This window comes from Hahella sp. NBU794 (genome assembly GCF_050749805.1).
Lineage (GTDB): Bacteria > Pseudomonadota > Gammaproteobacteria > Pseudomonadales > Oleiphilaceae > Hahella.
This window is the reverse complement of sequence record NZ_CP192738.1, coordinates 5,705,813-5,726,751: the sequence shown is the minus strand read 5'-3', so window position 1 is coordinate 5,726,751 and position 20,939 is coordinate 5,705,813. Positions and strand designations below refer to the sequence as shown.

Below are 20,939 nucleotides of genomic sequence, written 5' to 3'. Positions count from 1 at the left end.
GTTAGCCGGCTTTTTTAATTTACTTGCTTGCGCCAGATTGATGACGTAAAAGGTTTGAAAGCTTGGGGTTGGGCCTGGGATTTTTGCGAAGCAGTATCGCGGTGCGCCCAATTACTTGAACTAATTCCGAGCGGGACATCTCGCAAAGCTCTTTGATGACCTCGGCTCTTTCTTCCTTTTCGCCGACAGCAATTTTAATTTTGATCAACTCATGGTCGTTCAATGCGCGCTCAAGCTCATTGATAACGCCTTCGGTAATACCCGCGCCGGCGATAGTGACGATCGGCTTCAAGTGATGTGCGATAGCGCGGTACTGCTTGCGTTGCTCTATGGGTAGAGTCATGTCTGTGTGGAAACCTTCTTGCGTATGAAAAGCGTGTATAGTAACGCACTATGGCGCACTTTCTGAACAAAAAAACACAGTATCAGCAAATGTGCCTATACTAAAATAATCGTGTCAGAGGCAATAAAGTGGGACGTTCTAAATCCAGCTCTCGGTGGCTGAATGAGCATCATAGTGATGTCTATGTAAAAAAATCCAAAGAGGACGGATTTCGTTCGAGAGCCAGCTATAAATTGATTGAGCTCGACCGGCAGGACAAATTGTTGAAGCCGGGAATGACCGTGATAGATCTCGGTGCGGCTCCTGGAGGTTGGTCTCAAGTCGTTGCTGACGTAGTGGGCGATCAGGGGAAAGTAATCGCGTGCGACCTGCTGTCAATGGACAGTATTGCTGGCGTGACGTTTTTTCAGGGGGACTTCACTGAGGAAGAAATGCTGGATGCGATCCTTAACGAAGTAAACGGTCGGCCTGTTGACCTTGTAATTTCCGATATGGCCCCCAATATGAGTGGGATGAAATCGGTCGATATACCGAAAGCGATGTATCTGGTTGAATTAGCGCTTGATTTGGCGTGTCGCGTTCTTAAGAAGAATGGATGCTTTGTCGCCAAGGTCTTCCAGGGGGAAGGCTTCGATCAGATTATGCAAGAGTCCAGGGGCAGGTTTAGTAGCGTAAATATACGCAAACCTGACGCGTCCCGTGCTCGGTCACGTGAGATTTACCTAGTTGCCAAAGGGTTCCGAGGATAAACTTTCGTAATCGTCCTGTTTAGTAAAATTAATGTAAATAGCGGCGATAATGGACATATAGTATGGTTTGGTGTTATCTAAACCCTGCGAATGCATAGAACCGAGCGACAAATCATTATTCGAGTCTGTAAGAAAAGAGGGATGGCCCTTGAACGATATGGCTAAAAATTTATTACTTTGGTTGATTATCGCAGCAGTGCTGCTGACGGTATTTAACAACTTCAATGTCCCCTCGTCCGCACAAAAGCTCAATTACTCTGAATTTCTACAGATGGTCAACAATGGCCAGGTGAAAAAAGTAGTCATAGACGGTGTGGCGATTGATGGGGAAAGGCAAGATGGGTCTAGGTTCGCAACTATCCGTCCTGAAATTCCTGACCTGGGTTTAATTGGCGACCTTATGAAAAATGAGGTGGTCGTCGAGGGGCGCGAGCCAGAAACTCAAAGTATCTGGACTCAACTATTAGTCGCCTCGTTCCCGATATTGGTCATTATTGCGGTCTTTATGTTCTTCATGCGGCAGATGCAGGGGGGGGCTGGCGGCAAGGGCCCGATGTCATTTGGCAAGAGTAAAGCCCGACTTATGGGCGAGGATCAGATAAAGACGACCTTTGCTGATGTGGCTGGTGTTGATGAAGCTAAAGAAGAAGTAAAGGAAATCGTAGACTTCTTGCGTGATCCCAGTAAATTCCAACGTCTGGGTGGCAGAATTCCCCGTGGCGTACTGATGGTAGGTAACCCCGGAACTGGTAAAACTTTGCTGGCGAAGGCCATTGCTGGTGAAGCGAAAGTTCCTTTCTTCTCAATTTCTGGCTCCGATTTCGTTGAGATGTTTGTCGGGGTTGGCGCCTCGCGTGTCAGAGATATGTTCGATCAGGCGAAGAAGCAGGCGCCTTGCATTATCTTTATCGATGAGATTGATGCTGTCGGTCGTCACCGTGGCGCAGGTCTGGGCGGCGGGCATGACGAGCGTGAACAGACTTTGAACCAGTTATTGGTCGAAATGGACGGTTTTGAAGGTAATGAAGGCGTAATTGTAATCGCTGCGACCAACCGTCCTGATGTTCTCGACCCTGCGTTATTGCGTCCTGGTCGCTTTGACCGTCAGGTGGTTGTGGGGCTTCCAGATATTGTTGGGCGTGAACAGATTTTGAAAGTGCACCTCCGTAAAGTGCCGCTTGAGGATGATGTGAATGCTTCCGTTATTGCACGTGGAACGCCCGGGTTTTCCGGCGCGGACCTTGCGAACTTGGTAAATGAGGCTGCGTTATTCTCTGCTCGCGCTAACAAGCGCACTGTAGGCATGCATGAAATGGAGTTGGCGAAAGACAAAATCATGATGGGCGCAGAGCGCAAGTCTATGGTTATGTCAGAGAAAGAGAAGCGTAACACAGCTTATCATGAAGCGGGCCATGCCATTGTCGGTAGGTTGGTGCCTGAGCACGATCCTGTTTACAAAGTCAGTATCATTCCTCGTGGCCGCGCTTTGGGTGTGACGATGTTCTTGCCAGAAGAGGATCGTTACAGTCATAGCCGACAGTATCTCATCAGTAATATATGTAGCTTGTTTGGTGGTCGTATCGCTGAAGAGCTGACATTGGGAGTTGAGGGGGTTACGACCGGCGCTTCCAATGACATCAAGCGCGCCACTGGCCTTGCTCGCAATATGGTTACGAAGTGGGGGTTGTCGGATAAGTTGGGGCCTCTACTATATGATGATGACAACGAAGAGGTTTTTTTAGGGCGTTCGGCTGGTCATGCTCAGAAGGTATACTCTCCCGAAACGGCGCAGCGTATTGATGATGAAGTAAGAACCATTATTGATGACTGCTACGAGCATGCGCGCAAATTGCTCGTTGAAAACATGAGTAAGCTGCACATGATGGCAGATGCTTTGATGAAGTACGAAACGATAGATTCAGAGCAAATCGACGCTATCATGGCTGATCAGGAGCCGCCGCCTCCGAAAGGGTGGGGCGACTCTAATCCGCCTAGTGGCGCTCAGCCTGTAAAAGATGTCGAAGCAAATGCGAACCCTCCGAAAGGTGGTGAGATTGGCGGAGCGGCCGGATCTCATTAATTCAATAAGCATTTCAGTCTAGCTAAATGACCCGGTTTTACCGGGTCTTTTTATTTTGTATAACCCTCTCCAGATTTCGAATGAGATAACGAATGAAGCTGACACTTCCAAACTCTATATTGGACTTGAGCGCCCCTGTGGTAATGGGAGTATTGAATGTCACTCCTGATTCTTTTTCTGACGGGGGACGGTTTTTGTCCCCGGATGACGCTTTAAGGCAGGTTGAAAAGATGGTTTCTGAAGGCGCCGTCTTTATTGATATTGGTGGTGAGTCCACTAGGCCGGGAGCAGCTCCGGTGACGGTTAGTCAAGAGTTGGATAGAGTTTGTCCTTTAGTTGAGGTTGTTCGCGCGCGTTTTGATGTGCATATTTCCGTAGACACCAGCACCCCGGAAGTAATGACTGAATCTGTGGCGCTCGGGGCGGACTTAATTAATGACGTGCGTGCATTGACTCGGGATGGCGCTTTGGAGGCGGCAGCATCTTCAAAGGCGGCTATTTGTCTGATGCATATGAAAGGCGAGCCCGGGGCTATGCAGGATAATCCAACCTATACTGATATTGTTAATGAAGTCTCGTCATATTTGGATGCGAGGCGCTCCGCCGCCCTCGAGGCTGGAATCGATATAGATAGAATAATGTTAGATCCGGGGTTTGGTTTTGGCAAAACCTTGGAGCACAACCTTGCCTTAATGAAACATTTGCAAGCGTTTGTGGACATGGGGTCCCCGGTGCTGGTGGGGGTGTCACGCAAAAGCATGCTGGGAATGATAACCGGTAAAGCAGTGGAGGAGCGTTTAATTGCAAGCGTTTCCGCTGCGGCAGTCGCCATATATAACGGCGCTCGAATTATTAGAGCGCATGACGTCGGAGCCACTGTCGATGCAATTAAAGTGGCTGCAGCGATTAGAGGAGTCTAAACAGATATGAGTAAAGAGTATTTTGGTACTGATGGGATACGTGGAAGAGTAGGTGAAGGCCCTATTACCCCGGAATTTATGTTGAAGCTAGGGTGGGCGGCTGGACGTGTTTTTCGTCAGGAAGGGCGTCGTAACCGGGTCCTCATCGGTAAGGATACTCGTATATCTGGATACATTTTTGAGTCCGCGCTGGAGTCTGGGCTGGCTGCAGCTGGTGTGGATGTGGCGATGCTAGGGCCGATGCCAACCCCTGCTATTGCGTATCTTACTCGCACATTTCGCGCTTGTGCAGGTATTGTCATTAGTGCTTCACATAACCCGTTCAATGACAACGGCGTTAAATTTTTCTCGGCTGAGGGAACCAAGCTTCCTGACTCAACAGAGGAGCAGATTGAGCATTTCATTCGGCAGCCCATGGAGATCGTGCCGTCAAGCCAGTTAGGTAAGGCGGCTCGGTTTGAAGATGCAAAAGGCCGATATATAGAGTTCTGTAAAAGTACAGTTCCGTTTCATATGTCTTTTGCTGGGATGCGAGTTGTTCTGGACTGCGCGCAAGGCGCCACCTATCAGGTCGCGCCCAGCGTGTTTAAGGAGCTTGGTGCCAAAGTGGAAACTATTGGTGTGACGCCTGATGGTTTGAACATTAATCATGAAATAGGTTCTACGCATCCTGATCAGCTGGCGGCCAAAGTTGTTGAAACCGGCGCAGATCTGGGGATTGCCTTCGACGGTGATGGGGATCGTGTTGTCATGGTTGATCACAAAGGCGAGATTGTTGATGGTGATGAGATTCTGTATATCATTGCGCGCGACAAGATGCGTAAGGGGCGTTTAAAGGGAGGGGTTGTTGGAACGCTGATGACGAACTTCGGCGCAGAACTTGCGTTTGGTGAGTTGGGGATTCCCTTTGAGCGCGCTAATGTTGGCGATAGATATGTCATGGAGGCATTGTTGCGCAACGATTGGTGTCTGGGTGGCGAAGGTTCTGGGCATATTGTTTGTTTGGATCGGACTACAACGGGAGATGGTATTATTTCCTCTCTTCAGGTTTTGGCTGCGCTTTCTGACTTGGGAATTACGCTCCACGAAGCTAAAAAAGGCATGAGTAAGCTGCCCCAGCATATGATAAATGTGAGGGTGAGTCAGAAAGTGGATATAAAAGGGCATGTGACAATCCAGTCTGCAATTGCTAGTGCAGAAAAACAATTTGCAGGCAAGGGAAGGGTGTTATTGAGGCCATCAGGGACAGAGCCAGTTATTCGAGTAATGGCTGAAGGTGAAGATGAGGCGAAGGTCCGGTCTATAGTTGCTGAGTTGGCCAAAATAGTTGAAGGATCTGTGTGAACACCTTCAGCGCATTGAGTAGTGAGATAATAACGGCGCGCTACTTGTAACTTATAGGGAGTTTGGTTAGTATGTGCGCCTCGCGCGAACTGGAGGGTTGAATGCGAAAAAAACTGATTGCCGGAAACTGGAAATCTAATGGAAGTCTCGAGCGTAATGCAGATCTATTAGACAGTATAGTTGGCGCTAAGGCGCTAGGCTCAGTGGACGTGGTGGTTTGTCCTCCTTTTCCGTATCTTCCAAGTGTTGGAGATGCAGTTTCTGGCTCTAAGGTTGAGTTAGGGGCTCAGAATTGCTCCGCCACCGAGGAAGGTGCTTATACTGGTGAAGTCAGTGCAAGAATGTGCGCCGATGTAAAGTGCTCTTGGGTAATTTTGGGGCATTCTGAGCGCAGGGCGTTATTTGCTGAAAGTGATGATGTCATTGCCTGTAAAGTTAAGCGAGCCATTGATTCAGGATTGAAGCCGATACTGTGTATTGGCGAAACGTTGGAAGAGCGTGAGTCGGGACGGGCTGAAGAAGTTGCGCTTAAACAACTTGATGCCGTGTTCTTGTCAGTGCAGCCCGATGAGTCGTGGGTGGTAGCTTATGAGCCGGTATGGGCTATAGGCACAGGTAAAACTGCATCGCCAAATGATGCGCAGAGTATGCATAAAGCGTTGCGGGATAATATCCGCAAGCATTTTCCGCAGATTGCGGATAAAATTAGAATTTTGTATGGCGGCAGCGTTAAGTCGTCAAATGCGAAAGAACTGTTCTCAATGCCGGATGTAGATGGGGCGCTAGTTGGTGGGGCCTCGTTAGTCTCGGAAGAATTCGTCTCTATTATCGAGGCTGCGGTAGAGTAAGGTAGATTAAATGGAACTGTTTGAAACCCTGATTGTTATAGTTCATGTGATCGTTGCAGCTGGCGTTATTGGCTTGGTGTTGATTCAGCAGGGTAAAGGCGCTGACATGGGTGCTTCCTTTGGCGGTGGCGCATCTCAAACAGTTTTTGGTTCTGGTGGTAGTGGTTCTTTTTTGACCAAAATGACAACTACATTAGCCATCGTTTTCTTTCTGAGTAGTTTTGCATTAGCTTATGTTGCTAAGCAGAAAGCTGGTCAGGTCACTGCAAGCGGAGTTCCTGTTGTTGAAACGGTTTCTGGCTCTTCCTCAGAGTCTGGTGAGCCTTCTACTGAAGCAGGATCTGCAAATGCTGGTGAATCTCAGAGCGCTTCGGAAACTCCTTCCGATAGCAAGCCTGAGTTAGAATAAGGTTTATGCCGAAGTGGTGAAATTGGTAGACACGCTATCTTGAGGGGGTAGTAGCCTATGGCTGTGCCGGTTCAAGTCCGGCCTTCGGCACCATATTAAAGACAGGCGAGCCCGTTGCTCGCCTTCTTTGCAGCAACTATAATTTTGCTGCCGTATTTTCTGGGATACGCGTTGTAAAACCCCTTTTCAGGGGTTTTTTATTAACTGCACTATGGTGTGGTCGGAGGATGGGCTTAGTGCCCATTTTTTGTTTGGCGACTTAGCGTAGGTCACGCTGGGTGTGCTCCCTATCGGAGATAATCTATTGGCTCGTAAAGACGATCTATACCAACTTCTCAAGCCCGTGGTAGAAGGAATGGGCTGCGACTTTTGGGGAATGGATTTCATTGCCCAAGGGAAGAGGAGTTTGTTGCGAATCTATATCGACAAAGAGTCCGGGGTGCTGGTTGATGACTGTGAAAAAGTGAGTCGTCAAATTAGCGCTATCTTGGATGTTGAAGATCCGATAAAGGGGGAGTATACCCTGGAAGTTTCTTCGCCAGGGTGGGATCGGCCGCTCTTTAACATTGAGCAATATAAGGCATATATAGGCTCTGTTGTTGAGGTCAGGCTGCAAGCGCCTTTTAATGGGCGGCGTAAGTTCAAGGGCCTTTTGGCGGCTGTTGAAAATGATGAAATAGTGCTCCAAGTGGACGCGGAAGAATTTATATTTCCTGTGGAAACGATAGATAAAGCGAATGTTGTGCCGCAGTATTGATGGGATTACGGGGTAAAGATGAACAAAGAAATCTTGTTGGTTGTGGAAGCGGTCTCCAACGAAAAAGGGGTAGATAAAGACGTCATTTTCGAAGCTATTGAATTGGCTTTGGCTACCGCTACTAAAAAGCGCTATGAAGACGAAGAGGCCGATATTCGAGTGGATATCGATAGAAAGACTGGTGAGTATCAGGCGTTTCGTCGTTGGTTGGTGGTGGATAATGATGCTGTTCCTGCTTTAGGAACTGAACTTACTCTGGAAGAGATACATGAAAGTGGTCTTGACCTGAAGCCAGGCGACATCCATGAAGAGGAAGTTGAGGCGGTCGCCTTTGGACGAATTGGCGCGCAAGCAGCCAAACAGATCATTGTTCAAAAGGTGCGTGAGGCTGAGCGGACTAAAATCGTCGACAGCTATCGAGAAAAAGTCGGCGATTTGGTAAGTGGCGTCGTCAAGAAAGTGACCCGAGATAACATAATTGTTGACTTGGGCGCCAACGCCGAAGCGCTGTTGCCAAAGGACCAGTTGATCAGCAGAGAGACCTATCGTGTAGGTGATCGTGTTCGTGCATTGCTATTGGATATCCGAATGGATAACCGAGGGCCTCAATTGATTTTGAGCCGTGCTTGCTCTCAAATGTTGATTGAGCTTTTCAGAATTGAAGTGCCTGAAATCGCGGAAGAAGTTATTGAGATCAAAGCCGCTGCACGTGATCCCGGTTCACGGGCGAAGATTGCAGTTAAGACAAATGATGGACGTATAGACCCAGTTGGCGCCTGTGTAGGTATGCGAGGCTCGCGAGTACAAGCGGTTTCCAGTGAACTTGGTAACGAGCGTATCGACATTGTTCTGTGGGATGATAACCCCGCTCAGTTGGTTATTAACGCTATGGCCCCAGCGGAAGTGGCTTCCATTATCATTGATGAAGATAGTCACACTATGCAGGTGGCTGTTTCAGAAGATAATTTGGCTATGGCGATTGGACGTAGCGGGCAGAATGTCAAATTAGCCTCAGAAATGACTGGATGGGAAATCAATGTTCTAACTGAGGAGCAAGCTGGGCAGCAGCAGGAAGAAGAGTTTAGACGCTATGTCGACTGCTTTATCGACCAGCTGGGCGTAGAGGAAGATTTGGCTGAGGTATTGGCTTCCGAAGGCTTTACGTCGCTGGAAGAGGTCGCCTACGTCCCGATGGAAGAGATGCTCGCTATCGAAGATTTCGACGAAGATCTGGTGACTGAACTTCGTAAACGAGCGAAAAATGTTCTGATCAATCAAGCACTAGCAAGCGAAGAGCAACTGGAAAAAGCGGAGCCAGCGGAAGACCTGTTAAACATGGAGGGGATGGACCGGCACTTGGCGTTTGTGCTCGCAAGCAAAGGTATTGTCACGATGGAAGACTTGGCCGAACAATCTGTTGATGACCTCCTCGATATAGATGAAGTTGATGAAGAACGAGCTGCGCAGCTAATCATGACGGCGCGTAAACCATGGTTTGAGGAACAACAGTAATTCGGGGGCAAACAGGAGACAAGCATGGCAGAAGTTACTATTAAGCAGCTTGCCGAAGACGTCGGGGCTCCCGTTGAGCGTCTGTTAAAGCAGATGGTTGACGCGGGTCTGGAAAAGCGCGGTGAAGGCGATATTGTTACTGACTCAGAGAAACAGAAACTATTGGCGTTTTTAAAGCAAAGCCATGGCGAATCATTTTCTGAGCCAAAGAAAATCACCTTGAAGCGTAAGACCACCACTACGCTGAAAGCCTCAGGAACAGGGGCGAATCGCTCTATTAACGTTGAAGTGCGTAAGAAGCGGACCTACATCAAACGTAGTGACGCTGCCAATGATATAGACGCGCAGAAGCAACAGGATATACAGAGAGCTGCTGAAGAAGCCGCGAGAGAACGAGAAACAGAGCTTGAACCTGCGCTTCAGAATGAGTCGGTTATAGAGGCTACTACTGAAGTCGTTGAAAGCGCGCAGCAGGAAATGGTGAACACAGATACTCAAGAAGTCGAGATAGCGTCAGAAGCAACAGCCGATGAGGCAGTTGGCGTCGCAACTGCTGAAAGCGGGCAGGAGAAACCTGGCGGGACGGCTGATCAGGAAGAGAATGACGCTGAAAAGTCAGAAGCAAGAAAAACGTCTAAGCATAGACGTAACAAAGAAGACTCCGAGGTGCGTCGAGAGCCTGCCGACGCAGAAGACCTTAAGCGTCGCGAGAAGCATAAGCCTAAGCCTGCGCCTCAACTCAAGTCTTCAAAAGTCATCGCAGTTGAAGAGGATGACTCAAGTGAAGATGCCCCTAGGCGGGCTCGTCAACGTAAAAAGAAGAGCAAGGTGGTTCAGGACCGTTCTGTCCAACCAATTGTTCGGGAGGTTGTGATTTCGGATACTATTACAGTCGCAGAACTAGCCCAGAAAATGTCCGTGAAAGGCGTAGAAGTTGTTAAACGCCTGATGGGTATGGGGATCATGGCGACTTTAAATCAGGCAATCGATCAAGATGTCGCTCAGCTTGTAGCTGAAGAAATGGGTCATAAAGTCAAGCTGCTTCAAGAAGACGCGGTAGAGACGGAAGTACTTGAGTCCATTTCTTTTGAAGGCGAATCAAAATCGCGCGCTCCAGTTGTCAGTGTTATGGGGCATGTTGACCATGGTAAGACCTCGTTGCTCGACTACATTCGTCGCGCGAAGGTGGCGGCTCAGGAGTCTGGTGGGATTACTCAGCATATCGGCGCATATCATGTAGAAACACCTCGAGGAATGATCTCGTTCCTGGATACGCCCGGGCATGCTGCGTTCACCGCTATGCGTGCTCGCGGGGCGCAATGTACTGATATTGTTATACTTGTTGTCGCTGCAGACGATGGTGTCATGCCGCAAACGCAAGAAGCGGTTCAGCACGCAAAAGCTGCTGGCGTGCCACTGGTAGTGGCTGTCAACAAAATGGACAAAGAGCAAGCAGATCCTGATCGTGTTAAGAACGAGCTGTCTGCTCTCGATGTTATTCCTGAAGAGTGGGGTGGCGACGTTCAGTTTGTTCCTGTGTCTGCTCATACTGGCGATGGTATTGACGACCTTTTGGAAGCGGTACTGCTACAGTCGGAAATGTTGGAGCTGACGGCGGTGCCTGATGCGCCAGGTAAAGGTGTGGTCATTGAGTCCAGCCTGGATCGTGGTCGCGGCTCTGTTGCTACCGTGCTTGTTCAAAACGGAACTCTGCGCCATGGCGATATCGTTTTGGCTGGAGAGTACTATGGTCGAGTAAGAGCCATGGTGAACGAGAATGGTCAGAATGTTCAGTATGCTGGCCCTTCAATTCCAGTGGAAATTTTAGGGTTGAACGGCACTCCCGATGCTGGCGACGAGTTTATTGTTGTGCCTGACGAGAAAAAAGCGCGTGAAGTTGCCGAATTCCGTCACAATAAAGAGCGCCAGACCCGCCTTCAGCGTCAACAGGCTGCGAGCCTAGAAAACCTATTTGAAAACATGGGTAAAGGCGGCGTAAAAGAGCTAAACATTGTATTAAAGACAGATGTGCGCGGCTCTTTGGAGGCGTTGATTGGCGCTCTGACCGAAATTGGTAATGAAGAAGTTCAGGTCAAGATCGTAGCGAGCGGTGTTGGCGGCATTACTGAAACGGATGCTAACCTGGCGCTTTCTACTCAGGCGATCATAGTGGGCTTCAATGTGCGTGCAGACGCAAGCGCTCGTAAAATCGTTGAAAAAGAAGGCATAGAGCTCCGTTACTATAGCGTCATCTACAACATTATTGATGATGTTAAGAAGGCTCTAACTGGTATGTTGGCGCCGGAGTTCCGGGAAGATATCGTCGGCACCGCAGAAGTGCGCGATACGTTCAAGAGCCCGAAATTCGGACAAGTTGCTGGCTGTATGGTTCTGGAAGGCGCTGTATATCGCAACAAGCCTATTAGAGTATTGCGCGACAACGTGGTTATTTTTGAAGGCGAGCTTGAATCTCTGCGCCGCTTCAAGGATGACGTAGCAGAAGTGCGTGCAGGTACCGAATGTGGTATCGGTGTTCGCAACTATGAAGTTAAAGTCGGCGATATCATCGAAGTATTCGACAAGATAAGAGTTGAGCGTTCTCTGTAACGCTCATTCATTTCTTGTGTAGTCGCTGCATGCAATTAAGAGTAAAGACATAGATGGCTCGAGAGTTCAGTCGATTAGACAGAGTTGCGGAACAAATTCAAAAAGAGCTTGCGCAGCTGATTCAAAGGGAATTGAAGGATCCCCGTTTGGGAATGGTTACTGTAAACAGCGTTAAAGTGAGCAAAGATCTCTCTTACGCTGATGTATATGTAACTGTTCTGAATTTGAAGGATGTGGAAGATGGCGATGCTTCTAAAGCTTCTCTGAAAGTTCTAGAGAGCGCTGCAGGGTTTTTGCGTTCCGAGTTAGGACGTGCAATCAAGCTTAGAGTCATGCCTCAACTACGTTTCCATTACGACGCTTCCGTTAGTAATGCTCAACGATTAGGGGCGCTGATTCAGAAAGCGCGCGCCAAAGATGGCGGCGCTACTGACACTAAAGACGATAGTCTCAACTGAGGGTATCGTTGGCAGTGGCAAGGCGTAAGAAAGGCGTGCCTTTAGATGGCGTATTGGTTGTCGATAAACCGCAAGATTGGACTTCCAATGCGGTTTTGCAGAAGGTTAAATATGCGCTGAATGCGCAGAAGGCGGGCCATACGGGCGCCTTGGATCCTCTTGCGACTGGGGTGCTTCCATTGTGCTTCGGTGAGGCGACCAAGTTTAGCCAGCTACTGCTGGATTCAGATAAAGAGTATGTGACCTGCGCTTACCTTGGGCGCACTACCACTACGTCTGACGCTGAGGGCGATATCATTACCGAGTCGCCTGTTCCTGATCTGTCTATTTCCGAACTGGAAAACATCCTCAAGCAATTTCGAGGGAATCTAAAACAGATTCCCTCCATGTATTCTGCGCTTAAACACAAAGGAACTCCGCTTTATAAGCTTGCCAGGCAAGGTATTGAGGTTGAGCGGGAAGCGAGAGACATCGTGATCCATGAGCTTGAGCTCCTGGAATATACTCAACCATATTTACGCTTGCGGGTTCTCTGCAGTAAAGGGACCTATATTCGAAACCTTGTGGAAGATATTGGTGAAGTTATAGGATGTGGTGCGCATGTGGCGGAATTGCGTCGTACTCGTTGCGGGCCATTTGCGCTGGAGGATTGCGCCAGCTTTGTGCCATTTGAGGATGAAAGCGGGCGTCAGCTTGCGGCAGAGAGATATCAGCAACGTTTGTTGCCTGTTGATTCATCGGTCCGGCAATTCCCTGAAATATTACTTGATGAAGCTAATACGGGCTCGATTATCCAGGGGCAAACGGTTAAAATATCGCCTCTCTCAAGCGAGGGTAGGGTGCGTTTATATTCTAACGGACGTAGGTTTATCGGCTTGGGAGAAGTGATGAGTGACGGAACGGTAAAACCCGTTCGGTTACTGAATGTGAGCGCATTAAGCGCTGAATAAATGGGGCGGCTGTTAATATGCGCGGTCGTTTCCGCATTAATCGCATATTTGGAGAAAAATCATGGCATTATCTGCTACCGAAAAGTCGGCTATTGTTAAGGAATACCAAGTAAAGGAAGGTGATACTGGTTCTCCTGAAGTTCAAGTGGCTCTGTTGACTGCAAATATCAACAAACTGCAAGAACACTTTCAGGCGAATAAGCATGACCACCATTCACGTCGTGGTTTGATCCGTATGGTTAACCAGCGTCGTAAGTTGCTTGATTACCTGAAAGGCAAAAATACCCAACGCTATGTTGACCTGATCCAGAAACTGGGTCTGCGTCGCTAAGAAGACAAAGGTATTGCTTTAGTATCCGGGGTATCAAATATTTGATACCCCGTTACTTTTTGAGGAACCTCCGATTTATTCGATACTTGATGATTTTTTGAAGGCATTGAGCCGGATGAATTGAAGCAAGAGGGTCGGGCGCTGACGGAAATTTTCTGTACACACCTGCTCCTTAAGTGTTGGAGAAGTCTGCGATCTTGTTGAGAGATCGAATAAATCAAAGGTTCCTTTGTTGGGTATCTAAGGCTCGAATCGGTAAGTAGCAGCTGATTCCGGATTAAAACTTAAGCTTAAAAATTAAAAACACTCGTAAGGAGTCAAAGTGAACCCAGTTCGTAAAACATTTCAATACGGCAACTCAACAGTCACTCTGGAAACTGGCCGAATAGCTCGCCAGGCTACTGGAGCCGTGTTGGTGACAATGGACGATACTGTTGTTTTGGTCACCGCTGTTGCAGAGAAAGAAGCCGTTCCAGGACGTGATTTCTTCCCTCTTTCTGTTCACTATCAAGAAAAAACCTATGCTGCTGGTCGTATTCCTGGCGGTTATTTCAAGCGTGAAGGACGCCCATCAGAGAAAGAAACTCTGACCTCCCGTCTGATCGACCGCCCTATTCGTCCTCTGTTTCCAAATGGCTTCATGAATGAAGTGCAAATCATTTGTACCGTTATGTCCGCGAACAAGGATGTCGATCCAGATATCGCATCCATTATTGGCGCTGCGGCGGCATTGGAAATATCCGGCGTTCCCTTCCAGGGCCCATTAGCGGCTGCGCGCGTTGGTTACTCTGAAGAAGATGGCTACCTGTTGAACCCTGGTTTTAAAGCAATTGAAAACTCCAGCTTGGATATGGTTGTCGCAGGAACCGAAGATGCGGTTCTGATGGTTGAATCTGAAGCGAAAGAGTTGACTGAAGACCAGATGCTTGGCGCGGTATTGTTCGCTCATCAGGAAATGCAGGTGGCTGTGCAGGCGATCAAAGAGTTCGCTCAGGAAGCTGGTAAGCCTAAGTGGGATTGGCAGGCTCCAGAGGTTAATGCTGAGCTTTTAGATGCGCTGAAGGCCAAATTTGCTGGCTCTATCAGCGAAGCATACGGCATCCGAGTTAAAGCGGATCGTTACGCCAAGTTGGGCGAGCTCCGTCAGCAGGCTGAAGAAGCGTTGGCAGGTGAAGAAGAAGGCAAATTCGAAGCCGAATTGGTCAAAAAGTATTTCAGCAAGCTTGAAAAGGCCTGTGTCCGTGAGAACATTCTGAAGGGCGAACCACGTATTGATGGCCGCGACACTAAAACTGTTCGTGACCTGAAAATTGAAGTTGGCGTACTGCCGAATACCCACGGCTCTGCATTGTTTACTCGTGGCGAGACTCAGGCTCTGGTGACGGCGACTCTGGGCACCATGCGTGATGTATTGATGGTCGACGCGCTGGAAGGTGAGAAGAAAGACTCGTTCATGTTCCACTATAACTTCCCTCCATACTCTGTGGGCGAAGCATCCCGAGTTGGCGGCGTAGGTCGTCGCGAGATTGGTCACGGTCGCTTGGCGCGTCGTGGCGTACAGGCGTTGATGCCGAATCTTGAGGAATTCCCCTACGCAGTTCGCTGTGTTTCTGAGATCACGGAGTCAAACGGTTCTAGCTCAATGGCCAGCGTATGCGGCAGCAGCTTGGCTCTGATGGATGCAGGTATTCCTGTGAAAGCGCCAGTTGCAGGTATTGCAATGGGCTTGGTTAAAGAAGGCGAAAGCTTCGCTGTATTGACCGATATCTTGGGTGATGAAGATCACCTGGGCGACATGGACTTTAAAGTGGCGGGAACCGAGAAGGGCGTCACTGCGCTGCAGATGGATATCAAGATCAACGGCATTACCGACGAAATCATGGAAATTGCGTTAGAGCAAGCTCTGCATGCGCGACTCCATATCCTCGGTGAAATGAATAAAGTGATTTCCGCTCCTCGTGACTCCGTTGCGGATAACGCGCCGAAGATGGAAACCATCAAGATTGATCCAGATAAAATCCGCGACGTTATTGGTAAGGGCGGTGCAACTATTCGTTCTATTTGTGAAGACACAGGCGCTTCTATCGATATCGACGACAGCGGTACTGTGCGTATCTACGCGGAGAGCAAACTGGCGGCGGATGAAGCAATTTATCGCATCACAGAGATTACTGCTGAAGCGGAAGTTGGTAAGCTGTACCGCGGTAAGGTTGAGCGCATTGTTGAGTTCGGCGCATTTGTGAACATCTTGCCTGGTAAAGACGGTCTGGTGCATATTTCTCAGATCGCGCAAGAGCGCGTTGAGAATGTCACTGATTATCTGAAAGAAGGCCAGGAAGTCGTTGTTAAGGTGCTGGATATTGACGCTCGCGGCCGTATCAAACTTTCTATTAAGGAAGTGACTGAAGACGAAAAAGCTTCAATGGCTGGTTAATTCCACTCTTCCTAAGAAAAAGCCGCATAATGCGGCTTTTTTTATGCCCGTGACCCGTCCTGAATAGAGGCTGCGTCTATTTCAAGACTGACAGCCAAATTTAGAGTGGCGATTTCTCGGGATTGGCGAGAAAGTTCAGTAAGACTTGGCGATATTCTGGAATGCTAAAGGTAGCTGTGTGAGGCGTATCGGTGCTTAAGAAGTATTTGGGATCGCCTGCGTGCTGAAATACTCTCTCTCCATGGTGATAGGGAATGACTTGATCTGAGGTGCTGTGAATTATCAATAAAGGGATGGGAGAGATATTTCTAACGTAATCTACAGGGTCATAATTCGCTGGAAGCATATAGGAAAAGGGATATTGAAAAGCCCAGGTCAGCCAACCTGCAGCAAGCTTCTCACGTGCTATATCTCTCAGCTCGCTAAAAGGAGCGTCGGCGATGACGGCGGTGGGTTTTACATCATTGAGAGGAATCCGCCCTACAAAATTAATAGTGAGCACTGCGCCGATACTTTGTCCAAGCACAAAAAGGGGCGTGTTGGCATCTGAATAATGTGTTTTCAACCACTCGTAACCGGTTCCTACATCACTAAGAGCGCCAGCCATATCTGGCTTGCCTGAAGATAAACCAAACCCCCGGTAGTCCAGACAAAACACGTCATAGCCCTGCTGAGGAAGCCATATCACGTTACCGCAGTGAGTACTTATATTCTCAGCATTTCCATGAAGGAAATAGACAACGCCACGTAATGGCATAGAAGCATGAAGCAACCATCCATGAAGACGCTCGCCATCTGGCGTATCGAGAAATATGTTCTCGTAACGAACTTGTGCTTGATCGGGTGTGCGATAGATATGCTTGTCGGGGTAAAAGAGCAGCCCACTGCAAGCACTCAGAAAAAGTAGCGCCCCTAATAAACCAAGTTTGAAAACAGTTTTCGTATAAGTATTAAATTTATCTGATCTGACGTTCACAATTTGATCTGCCTGTATACCTGAACTAGGCTTACCTCGGGCCATGTGATGGCGCCAAGTCTGTACGCCCTGGTGAGAAATGACCAAGCGTTTCTGTTTCAGCATAGCTGTTTGATGCCTATTTCAGAAAGAGTTTGTCGCAACTCGTTTAAACGAGTTGGTTGGCGTTTGTTGCCGGGATGGGCGCTGATATTTGCACAAATGGTACGCGACGAGAATAAGCTAACGTTGAAAGAGGAATCGTTATGAGAAAAATGATGCTCGCTGTTGGGTTTTTGTCGATGACTTCAGGCGCATTTGCCGAAGCTCCAGGGGGGCCGGACTGTGGATGGGGTAATATGCTGTTCGCAGGGGAAAGCGGATTGCCTATCCATCTTTTGGCCACCATTACTAATGGCACTTCGGGTAATAACACATTCGGCATGACTTCAGGAACCAACGGATGTTCGGCGAATGGCGTGCTGACCTATGGTGGATCGTCCCTGGTTAACCTTACGCCAATTATGGATGAGTTTTCTGAGGATGTAGCGCGCGGCCATGGAGATGCTTTGACCACTGTTGCTGTCGCTCTAGAAGTGAAGCAGGAAGACCGTGCGCGTTTTAACCAGGTTATGCATGATAATTTTAATCAGCTATTCCCCAGTGAAAACGTAACGGCGGAGCAAGTGATGCAGTCCGTCATAGATGTGATGAAGACAGACACGAGGCTTTCCAAGTACGCCGCTTGAAGTCAGAATATGAAGCGACGCCCGGTGGTCCGGGCGTTGATTCTTTCTCTAACCTGATCTCAATTAAGAGCGCATGACGCCCTATGCGGTTGAAGCATTCTCTGTTCGTTTTCCTTTCTGCTGTATTTCTTTTAATCAGCTCTGCATTTGCCGCTCTTTCTGATGTCACTGTAGATGCCTTGAAGGGACAACAATCGTTGTTAAACACCTTGGCTTCCTCTTCTGAGTGGTTAGGGTTGTTGCATTTTCGCTCTGACTCCTTGAGCCCGACCGGCTATTCAAGTTTCATTGATGATCCAAGTTTTTTTCTGGCGAAAACAGGAAAGGTTGATGCCGAGGCGGAACTTGAGGCAACCCTGCAAGCTATGGTGAGTGATGCTAGAGGTATAAGAGAAAGTATTGTGTGTCGCTTTCCTTTGCGTAAGAAATGGCTTGAGTCGCAGCTCCCGAATATTGCCTCCTTGCAAACGCCATTGCCATGCCCAGAATACCGTCAGTGGCGCGAGGAGGTAAACGCAGCCAGAGTTTCTTTGATTTTTCCGGCCGCCTATTTGAATAGTCCATCGTCAATGTTTGGGCATACTTTTCTGAGATTTGATCCTGCAAACGTTGAAGACGACTCGGAATGGTTGTCCTGGGCGCTTAACTTCGGGGCGACTATCAATGGCGACGACAACTCCATTTTCTTTGCTTATAGAGGTCTTGCTGGCGGTTACCCTGGTCAGTTCAGCATGATGCGTTACTTTGAAAAGATCAAAGAGTACAGCTACATGGAAAACCGGGACATGTGGGAATATCGCCTGAACCTGACTCCCGAGGAAGTAGAGCGGATGTTGATGCACTTATGGGAGCTGAAAGATGTGCGTTTCAAGTATTACTTTCTGGATGAAAACTGCGCCTTCCGTCTTCTTGAGTTACTTGAGATAGCGCGTCCGTCTTCGCCTCTGACATCGAAGTTTCCTTTGACGGCAATTCCGGCCGACACTGTCCGCGCGGTCATAGAAGGGCGTTATGTGGCGGAACGGCGCTATCGTCCCTCTGAGGCCGTGCTGTTGAAGGAAAGAATACGCCGGTTGGATGAGTCCGAGAGAGAGTTGGCCTACCTGGTGGCGGAGAACCCGGAGATGATGGCGTCCTTGGACTTCAGCGCTTTACCGCTTTCCCGGCAAGGCGCGGTGGCGCAGACCGCTTACAGCTATAATCGCTACGAGCAGAGAAAGACACAAAGGAGTCCGGATCTGGCGCGCCGTAGCTTTAAACTGCTGCAACGGATAAGCCAACTGCCTGCAGATAGTGTTAAGCCAGCTATCCCTGAGCCACCCGAAACTGGGCATGGCAGCACCATGATGGGCATTGGCGGCGGTAGTCGTGATGCGGATGCTTTTACTCAGCTTCAATTCAGATACAGCTATCATGATTTACTGGATCGTCAGGAAGGCTATCCACGAGGCGCTCAAATAATTGCAGGCGACGCTCAGTTTCGCTTTTACGAGAATGACAATTGGAAGCTGCATCGCTTCGACATTATTAATATTATTTCGCAATCGCCGGTTAATAAGTTTCTGCGTCCATTGTCATGGAAAGTTCAGGCGGGCTTTGAGCGCGTCTGGAGTGACTTTGGCGGTGACAAGGCCTATCAAGTAAATGGCGGCGCTGGGCGCAGTTATGACGTAGCGGAAGGATTGAGCCTGTTCGGCTTTTTGACCGCGCGTTTGGAGCATGATCCGGAGTATAAGACCTGGATCACCCCGGCGGCGGGAATAAGTACGGGCTATTTATTGAATTTGCCCTGGGGTTTTCAGTCCACAAGAGTGGAAGGCGAGTACTTTAGTAGTGATGAAATACGCTATCGCGGGGTGCTGGAGCAAAACTTCGATCTGGCGCAAAACCATGCTTTCAGAGCGCACTTGTCTCAAGAATGGAATCGCAGTGACGGCAGATGGGAGGCTGAGATAGCCTACCGATATTACTTTTAAGGAAAGGCGGCGCTCAGGGGTAGCCTGCGACGCCGCCGGATAGATGAGGCGGTTGTTTAGCCGCCTAGGTAAGCTTTGCGAACGTCCTCGTTCACCAACAGGTTTGCGCCGGTATCCTGAAGCACGACTTTGCCGTTTTCCAATACATAACCACGATCCGCCAAACGCAGGGCCTGGTTGGCGTTCTGCTCCACCAGAAAGATGGTCATGCCTTCTTCTCTGAGCTTGCCGATGATCTCAAATATCTGGTTGATGATAATCGGAGCCAGACCTAATGACGGCTCGTCCAGGAACAACATTTTAGGATGGCTCATCAGGGCGCGCCCGATCGCCAGCATTTGCTGTTCACCGCCAGACATTGTACCTGCACGTTGGCTGTGGCGTTCGCGTAAGCGTGGGAACAGGTCATAGACGTATTCCAGCGTGCGCGCAAAGTCGCTCTTGTCAGAGAAAAACGCGCCCATCTGCAGGTTCTCGACTACCGTGAGACCAGAGAAAACACGGCGACCCTCAGGCACAATGGCGATGCCGCTGCGCATGATTTCAGATGTCGGCGTTTCGGTGATGTTCTTACCCATGAAGGTGATGCGGCCATCACTGGCTCTCGGGTCGCCACAGACCGTCATCAACAACGTGGTTTTACCTGCGCCGTTGGCACCGATTAATGAGACGATTTCACCTTGATTGACTTCCAGACTGATGCCGTGCAGAGCTTCGATCTTGCCGTAGTGGGTGTAAACATTCTCGAGTGTAAGCATTAGTCTTCTCCCAAATACGCCTTGATGACATCAGGGTTCGTTCTAATTTCATCAGGCTTGCCGTCGGCCAGAGGCGTGCCTTGGCTGACAACATAGATGCGATCAGAAATGCCCATTACCAGCCCCATATCGTGTTCAATTAACAGAATGGAGACGTTGTAGTCATGCTTCAGGCTGACTATCAGCTCGTCGAGATCCCGAGTCTCTTTCGGGTTCAAGCCGGCTGCGGGTTCGTCCAACATCAATAGATCCGGTCCTGTTACCATGCAGCGAGCAATTTCCAGACGGCGTTGTTGACCGTAAGCGAGGTTGCCCGCTTCGCGGTTGGCGAGTGGCAGCAGATCGACTTTTTTGAGCCAATAGGCGGCTTTCTCCATGGCCTCGCTTTCTTTCTTACGATAAGAAGGCGTCTTCAATAAGCCAGAAAGCAGGTTGGTGTTGACGTGACGATGCTGCGCCACCAACAGATTTTCAATCACCGTCATGCGGTTGAATAGACGCACGTGTTGGAACGTGCGAACCATGCCAAGGCGGGAAATCTTAAAGTCAGGCAACCCTTGTACCTGCTTACCTTTAAAGGTGATTTGACCCGAGGTCGGCTTATAGAAACCGGAGATGCAGTTAAAGACGGTCGTTTTACCTGCGCCGTTAGGGCCGATAATGGAAATGATTTCCCGTTCGTTGACGTCCAGCGACACGCCGTTTACTGCGAGCAGGCCGCCGAACCTCATGGATAAATCGCGAACAGACAGCATTGTC

The 20,939-nt window shown here is 49.0% G+C and carries 19 protein-coding genes and 1 tRNA gene; 16 read left to right on the top strand and 4 right to left on the bottom strand.

The annotated features are described in order from the left end of the window. Positions 1-19: 19 nt before the first annotated feature. Positions 20-343 carry a ribosome assembly RNA-binding protein YhbY gene (yhbY, locus tag ACQYWX_RS25025; RefSeq protein ID WP_127973275.1) on the bottom strand — a complete coding sequence of 108 codons (324 nt, stop codon included), beginning with the start codon at positions 341-343 and terminating at the stop codon, positions 20-22. Positions 344-471: 128 nt separating this feature from the next. On the opposite strand from yhbY, the gene rlmE reads away from it, so the two are divergent. The 14 genes from rlmE (at position 472) to pnp (ending at position 15,742) form a co-directional block, all read left to right on the top strand. Further along, positions 472-1,092 (top strand): 23S rRNA (uridine(2552)-2'-O)-methyltransferase RlmE, encoded by a 621-nt coding sequence (gene rlmE / locus ACQYWX_RS25020; RefSeq protein WP_216736907.1) that lies wholly within the window; start codon positions 472-474, stop codon positions 1,090-1,092. 157 nt (positions 1,093-1,249) lie between these two features. After that, complete coding sequence (gene ftsH, locus ACQYWX_RS25015) at positions 1,250-3,172, top strand: ATP-dependent zinc metalloprotease FtsH (protein WP_431689534.1); 1,923 nt, start codon at positions 1,250-1,252, stop codon at positions 3,170-3,172. Positions 3,173-3,264: 92 nt separating this feature from the next. After that, positions 3,265-4,092, top strand: coding sequence for a dihydropteroate synthase (folP, locus tag ACQYWX_RS25010; RefSeq protein WP_431686751.1), 828 nt, complete (start codon positions 3,265-3,267; stop codon positions 4,090-4,092). 6 nt (positions 4,093-4,098) lie between these two features. Next, positions 4,099-5,436, top strand: a complete 1,338-nt coding sequence (gene glmM, locus ACQYWX_RS25005) for a phosphoglucosamine mutase (RefSeq protein WP_216736910.1) — start codon at positions 4,099-4,101, stop codon at positions 5,434-5,436. Between the two features lie 101 nt (positions 5,437-5,537). Further along, complete coding sequence (gene tpiA, locus ACQYWX_RS25000) at positions 5,538-6,284, top strand: triose-phosphate isomerase (RefSeq protein WP_431686750.1); 747 nt, start codon at positions 5,538-5,540, stop codon at positions 6,282-6,284. A 10-nt stretch (positions 6,285-6,294) separates the two neighbouring features. Further along, positions 6,295-6,693 (top strand): preprotein translocase subunit SecG, encoded by a 399-nt coding sequence (gene secG / locus ACQYWX_RS24995; protein ID WP_431686749.1) that lies wholly within the window; start codon positions 6,295-6,297, stop codon positions 6,691-6,693. Between the two features lie 7 nt (positions 6,694-6,700). Next, positions 6,701-6,786: transfer RNA gene (locus ACQYWX_RS24990), tRNA-Leu, on the top strand. A 211-nt stretch (positions 6,787-6,997) separates the two neighbouring features. Continuing rightward, positions 6,998-7,450, top strand: a complete 453-nt coding sequence (gene rimP, locus ACQYWX_RS24985) for a ribosome maturation factor RimP (RefSeq protein WP_279505761.1) — start codon at positions 6,998-7,000, stop codon at positions 7,448-7,450. An 18-nt stretch (positions 7,451-7,468) separates the two neighbouring features. Then, on the top strand, positions 7,469-8,962 hold the full coding sequence (nusA, locus tag ACQYWX_RS24980) for a transcription termination factor NusA (RefSeq protein ID WP_216736913.1): 1,494 nt from the start codon (positions 7,469-7,471) through the stop codon (positions 8,960-8,962). Between the two features lie 24 nt (positions 8,963-8,986). Beyond that, entirely contained in the window at positions 8,987-11,569 is a 2,583-nt protein-coding gene (gene infB / locus ACQYWX_RS24975) for a translation initiation factor IF-2 (protein ID WP_431686748.1), read from the top strand. Between the two features lie 53 nt (positions 11,570-11,622). Further along, positions 11,623-12,027, top strand: a complete 405-nt coding sequence (gene rbfA / locus ACQYWX_RS24970) for a 30S ribosome-binding factor RbfA (protein ID WP_431686747.1) — start codon at positions 11,623-11,625, stop codon at positions 12,025-12,027. Between the two features lie 35 nt (positions 12,028-12,062). Next, the gene (truB, locus tag ACQYWX_RS24965) at positions 12,063-12,977 is read left to right on the top strand and encodes a tRNA pseudouridine(55) synthase TruB (RefSeq protein ID WP_431686746.1); all 915 of its coding nucleotides are present in this window, start codon (positions 12,063-12,065) and stop codon (positions 12,975-12,977) included. 61 nt (positions 12,978-13,038) lie between these two features. Further along, positions 13,039-13,308: a 30S ribosomal protein S15 gene (gene rpsO / locus ACQYWX_RS24960; RefSeq protein ID WP_127973264.1), complete on the top strand. Its 270-nt coding sequence runs from the start codon at positions 13,039-13,041 to the stop codon at positions 13,306-13,308. Positions 13,309-13,630: 322 nt separating this feature from the next. Next, the gene (pnp, locus tag ACQYWX_RS24955; protein ID WP_431686745.1) at positions 13,631-15,742 is read left to right on the top strand and encodes a polyribonucleotide nucleotidyltransferase; all 2,112 of its coding nucleotides are present in this window, start codon (positions 13,631-13,633) and stop codon (positions 15,740-15,742) included. Positions 15,743-15,842: 100 nt separating this feature from the next. On the opposite strand, the gene ACQYWX_RS24950 is transcribed toward pnp, so the two are convergent. Further along, entirely contained in the window at positions 15,843-16,823 is a 981-nt protein-coding gene (locus tag ACQYWX_RS24950; RefSeq protein ID WP_431686744.1) for an alpha/beta hydrolase, read from the bottom strand. Positions 16,824-16,963: 140 nt separating this feature from the next. Between ACQYWX_RS24950 and ACQYWX_RS24945 the strand changes: the two genes are divergently transcribed. Both ACQYWX_RS24945 and ACQYWX_RS24940 read left to right on the top strand, forming a co-directional pair. Further along, positions 16,964-17,446, top strand: coding sequence for a DUF3015 domain-containing protein (locus tag ACQYWX_RS24945; RefSeq protein WP_279505769.1), 483 nt, complete (start codon positions 16,964-16,966; stop codon positions 17,444-17,446). 83 nt (positions 17,447-17,529) lie between these two features. Further along, the gene (locus tag ACQYWX_RS24940) at positions 17,530-19,422 is read left to right on the top strand and encodes a DUF4105 domain-containing protein (RefSeq protein WP_431686743.1); all 1,893 of its coding nucleotides are present in this window, start codon (positions 17,530-17,532) and stop codon (positions 19,420-19,422) included. A gap of 56 nt (positions 19,423-19,478) precedes the next feature. On the opposite strand, the gene ACQYWX_RS24935 is transcribed toward ACQYWX_RS24940, so the two are convergent. Continuing rightward, positions 19,479-20,180: an ABC transporter ATP-binding protein gene (locus tag ACQYWX_RS24935; protein ID WP_431686742.1), complete on the bottom strand. Its 702-nt coding sequence runs from the start codon at positions 20,178-20,180 to the stop codon at positions 19,479-19,481. Next, the gene (gene livG, locus ACQYWX_RS24930; RefSeq protein WP_279505771.1) at positions 20,180-20,935 is read right to left on the bottom strand and encodes a high-affinity branched-chain amino acid ABC transporter ATP-binding protein LivG; all 756 of its coding nucleotides are present in this window, start codon (positions 20,933-20,935) and stop codon (positions 20,180-20,182) included. Before livG ends, ACQYWX_RS24935 begins: the two co-directional genes overlap by 1 nt. Between the last annotated feature and the right edge of the window lie 4 nt (positions 20,936-20,939).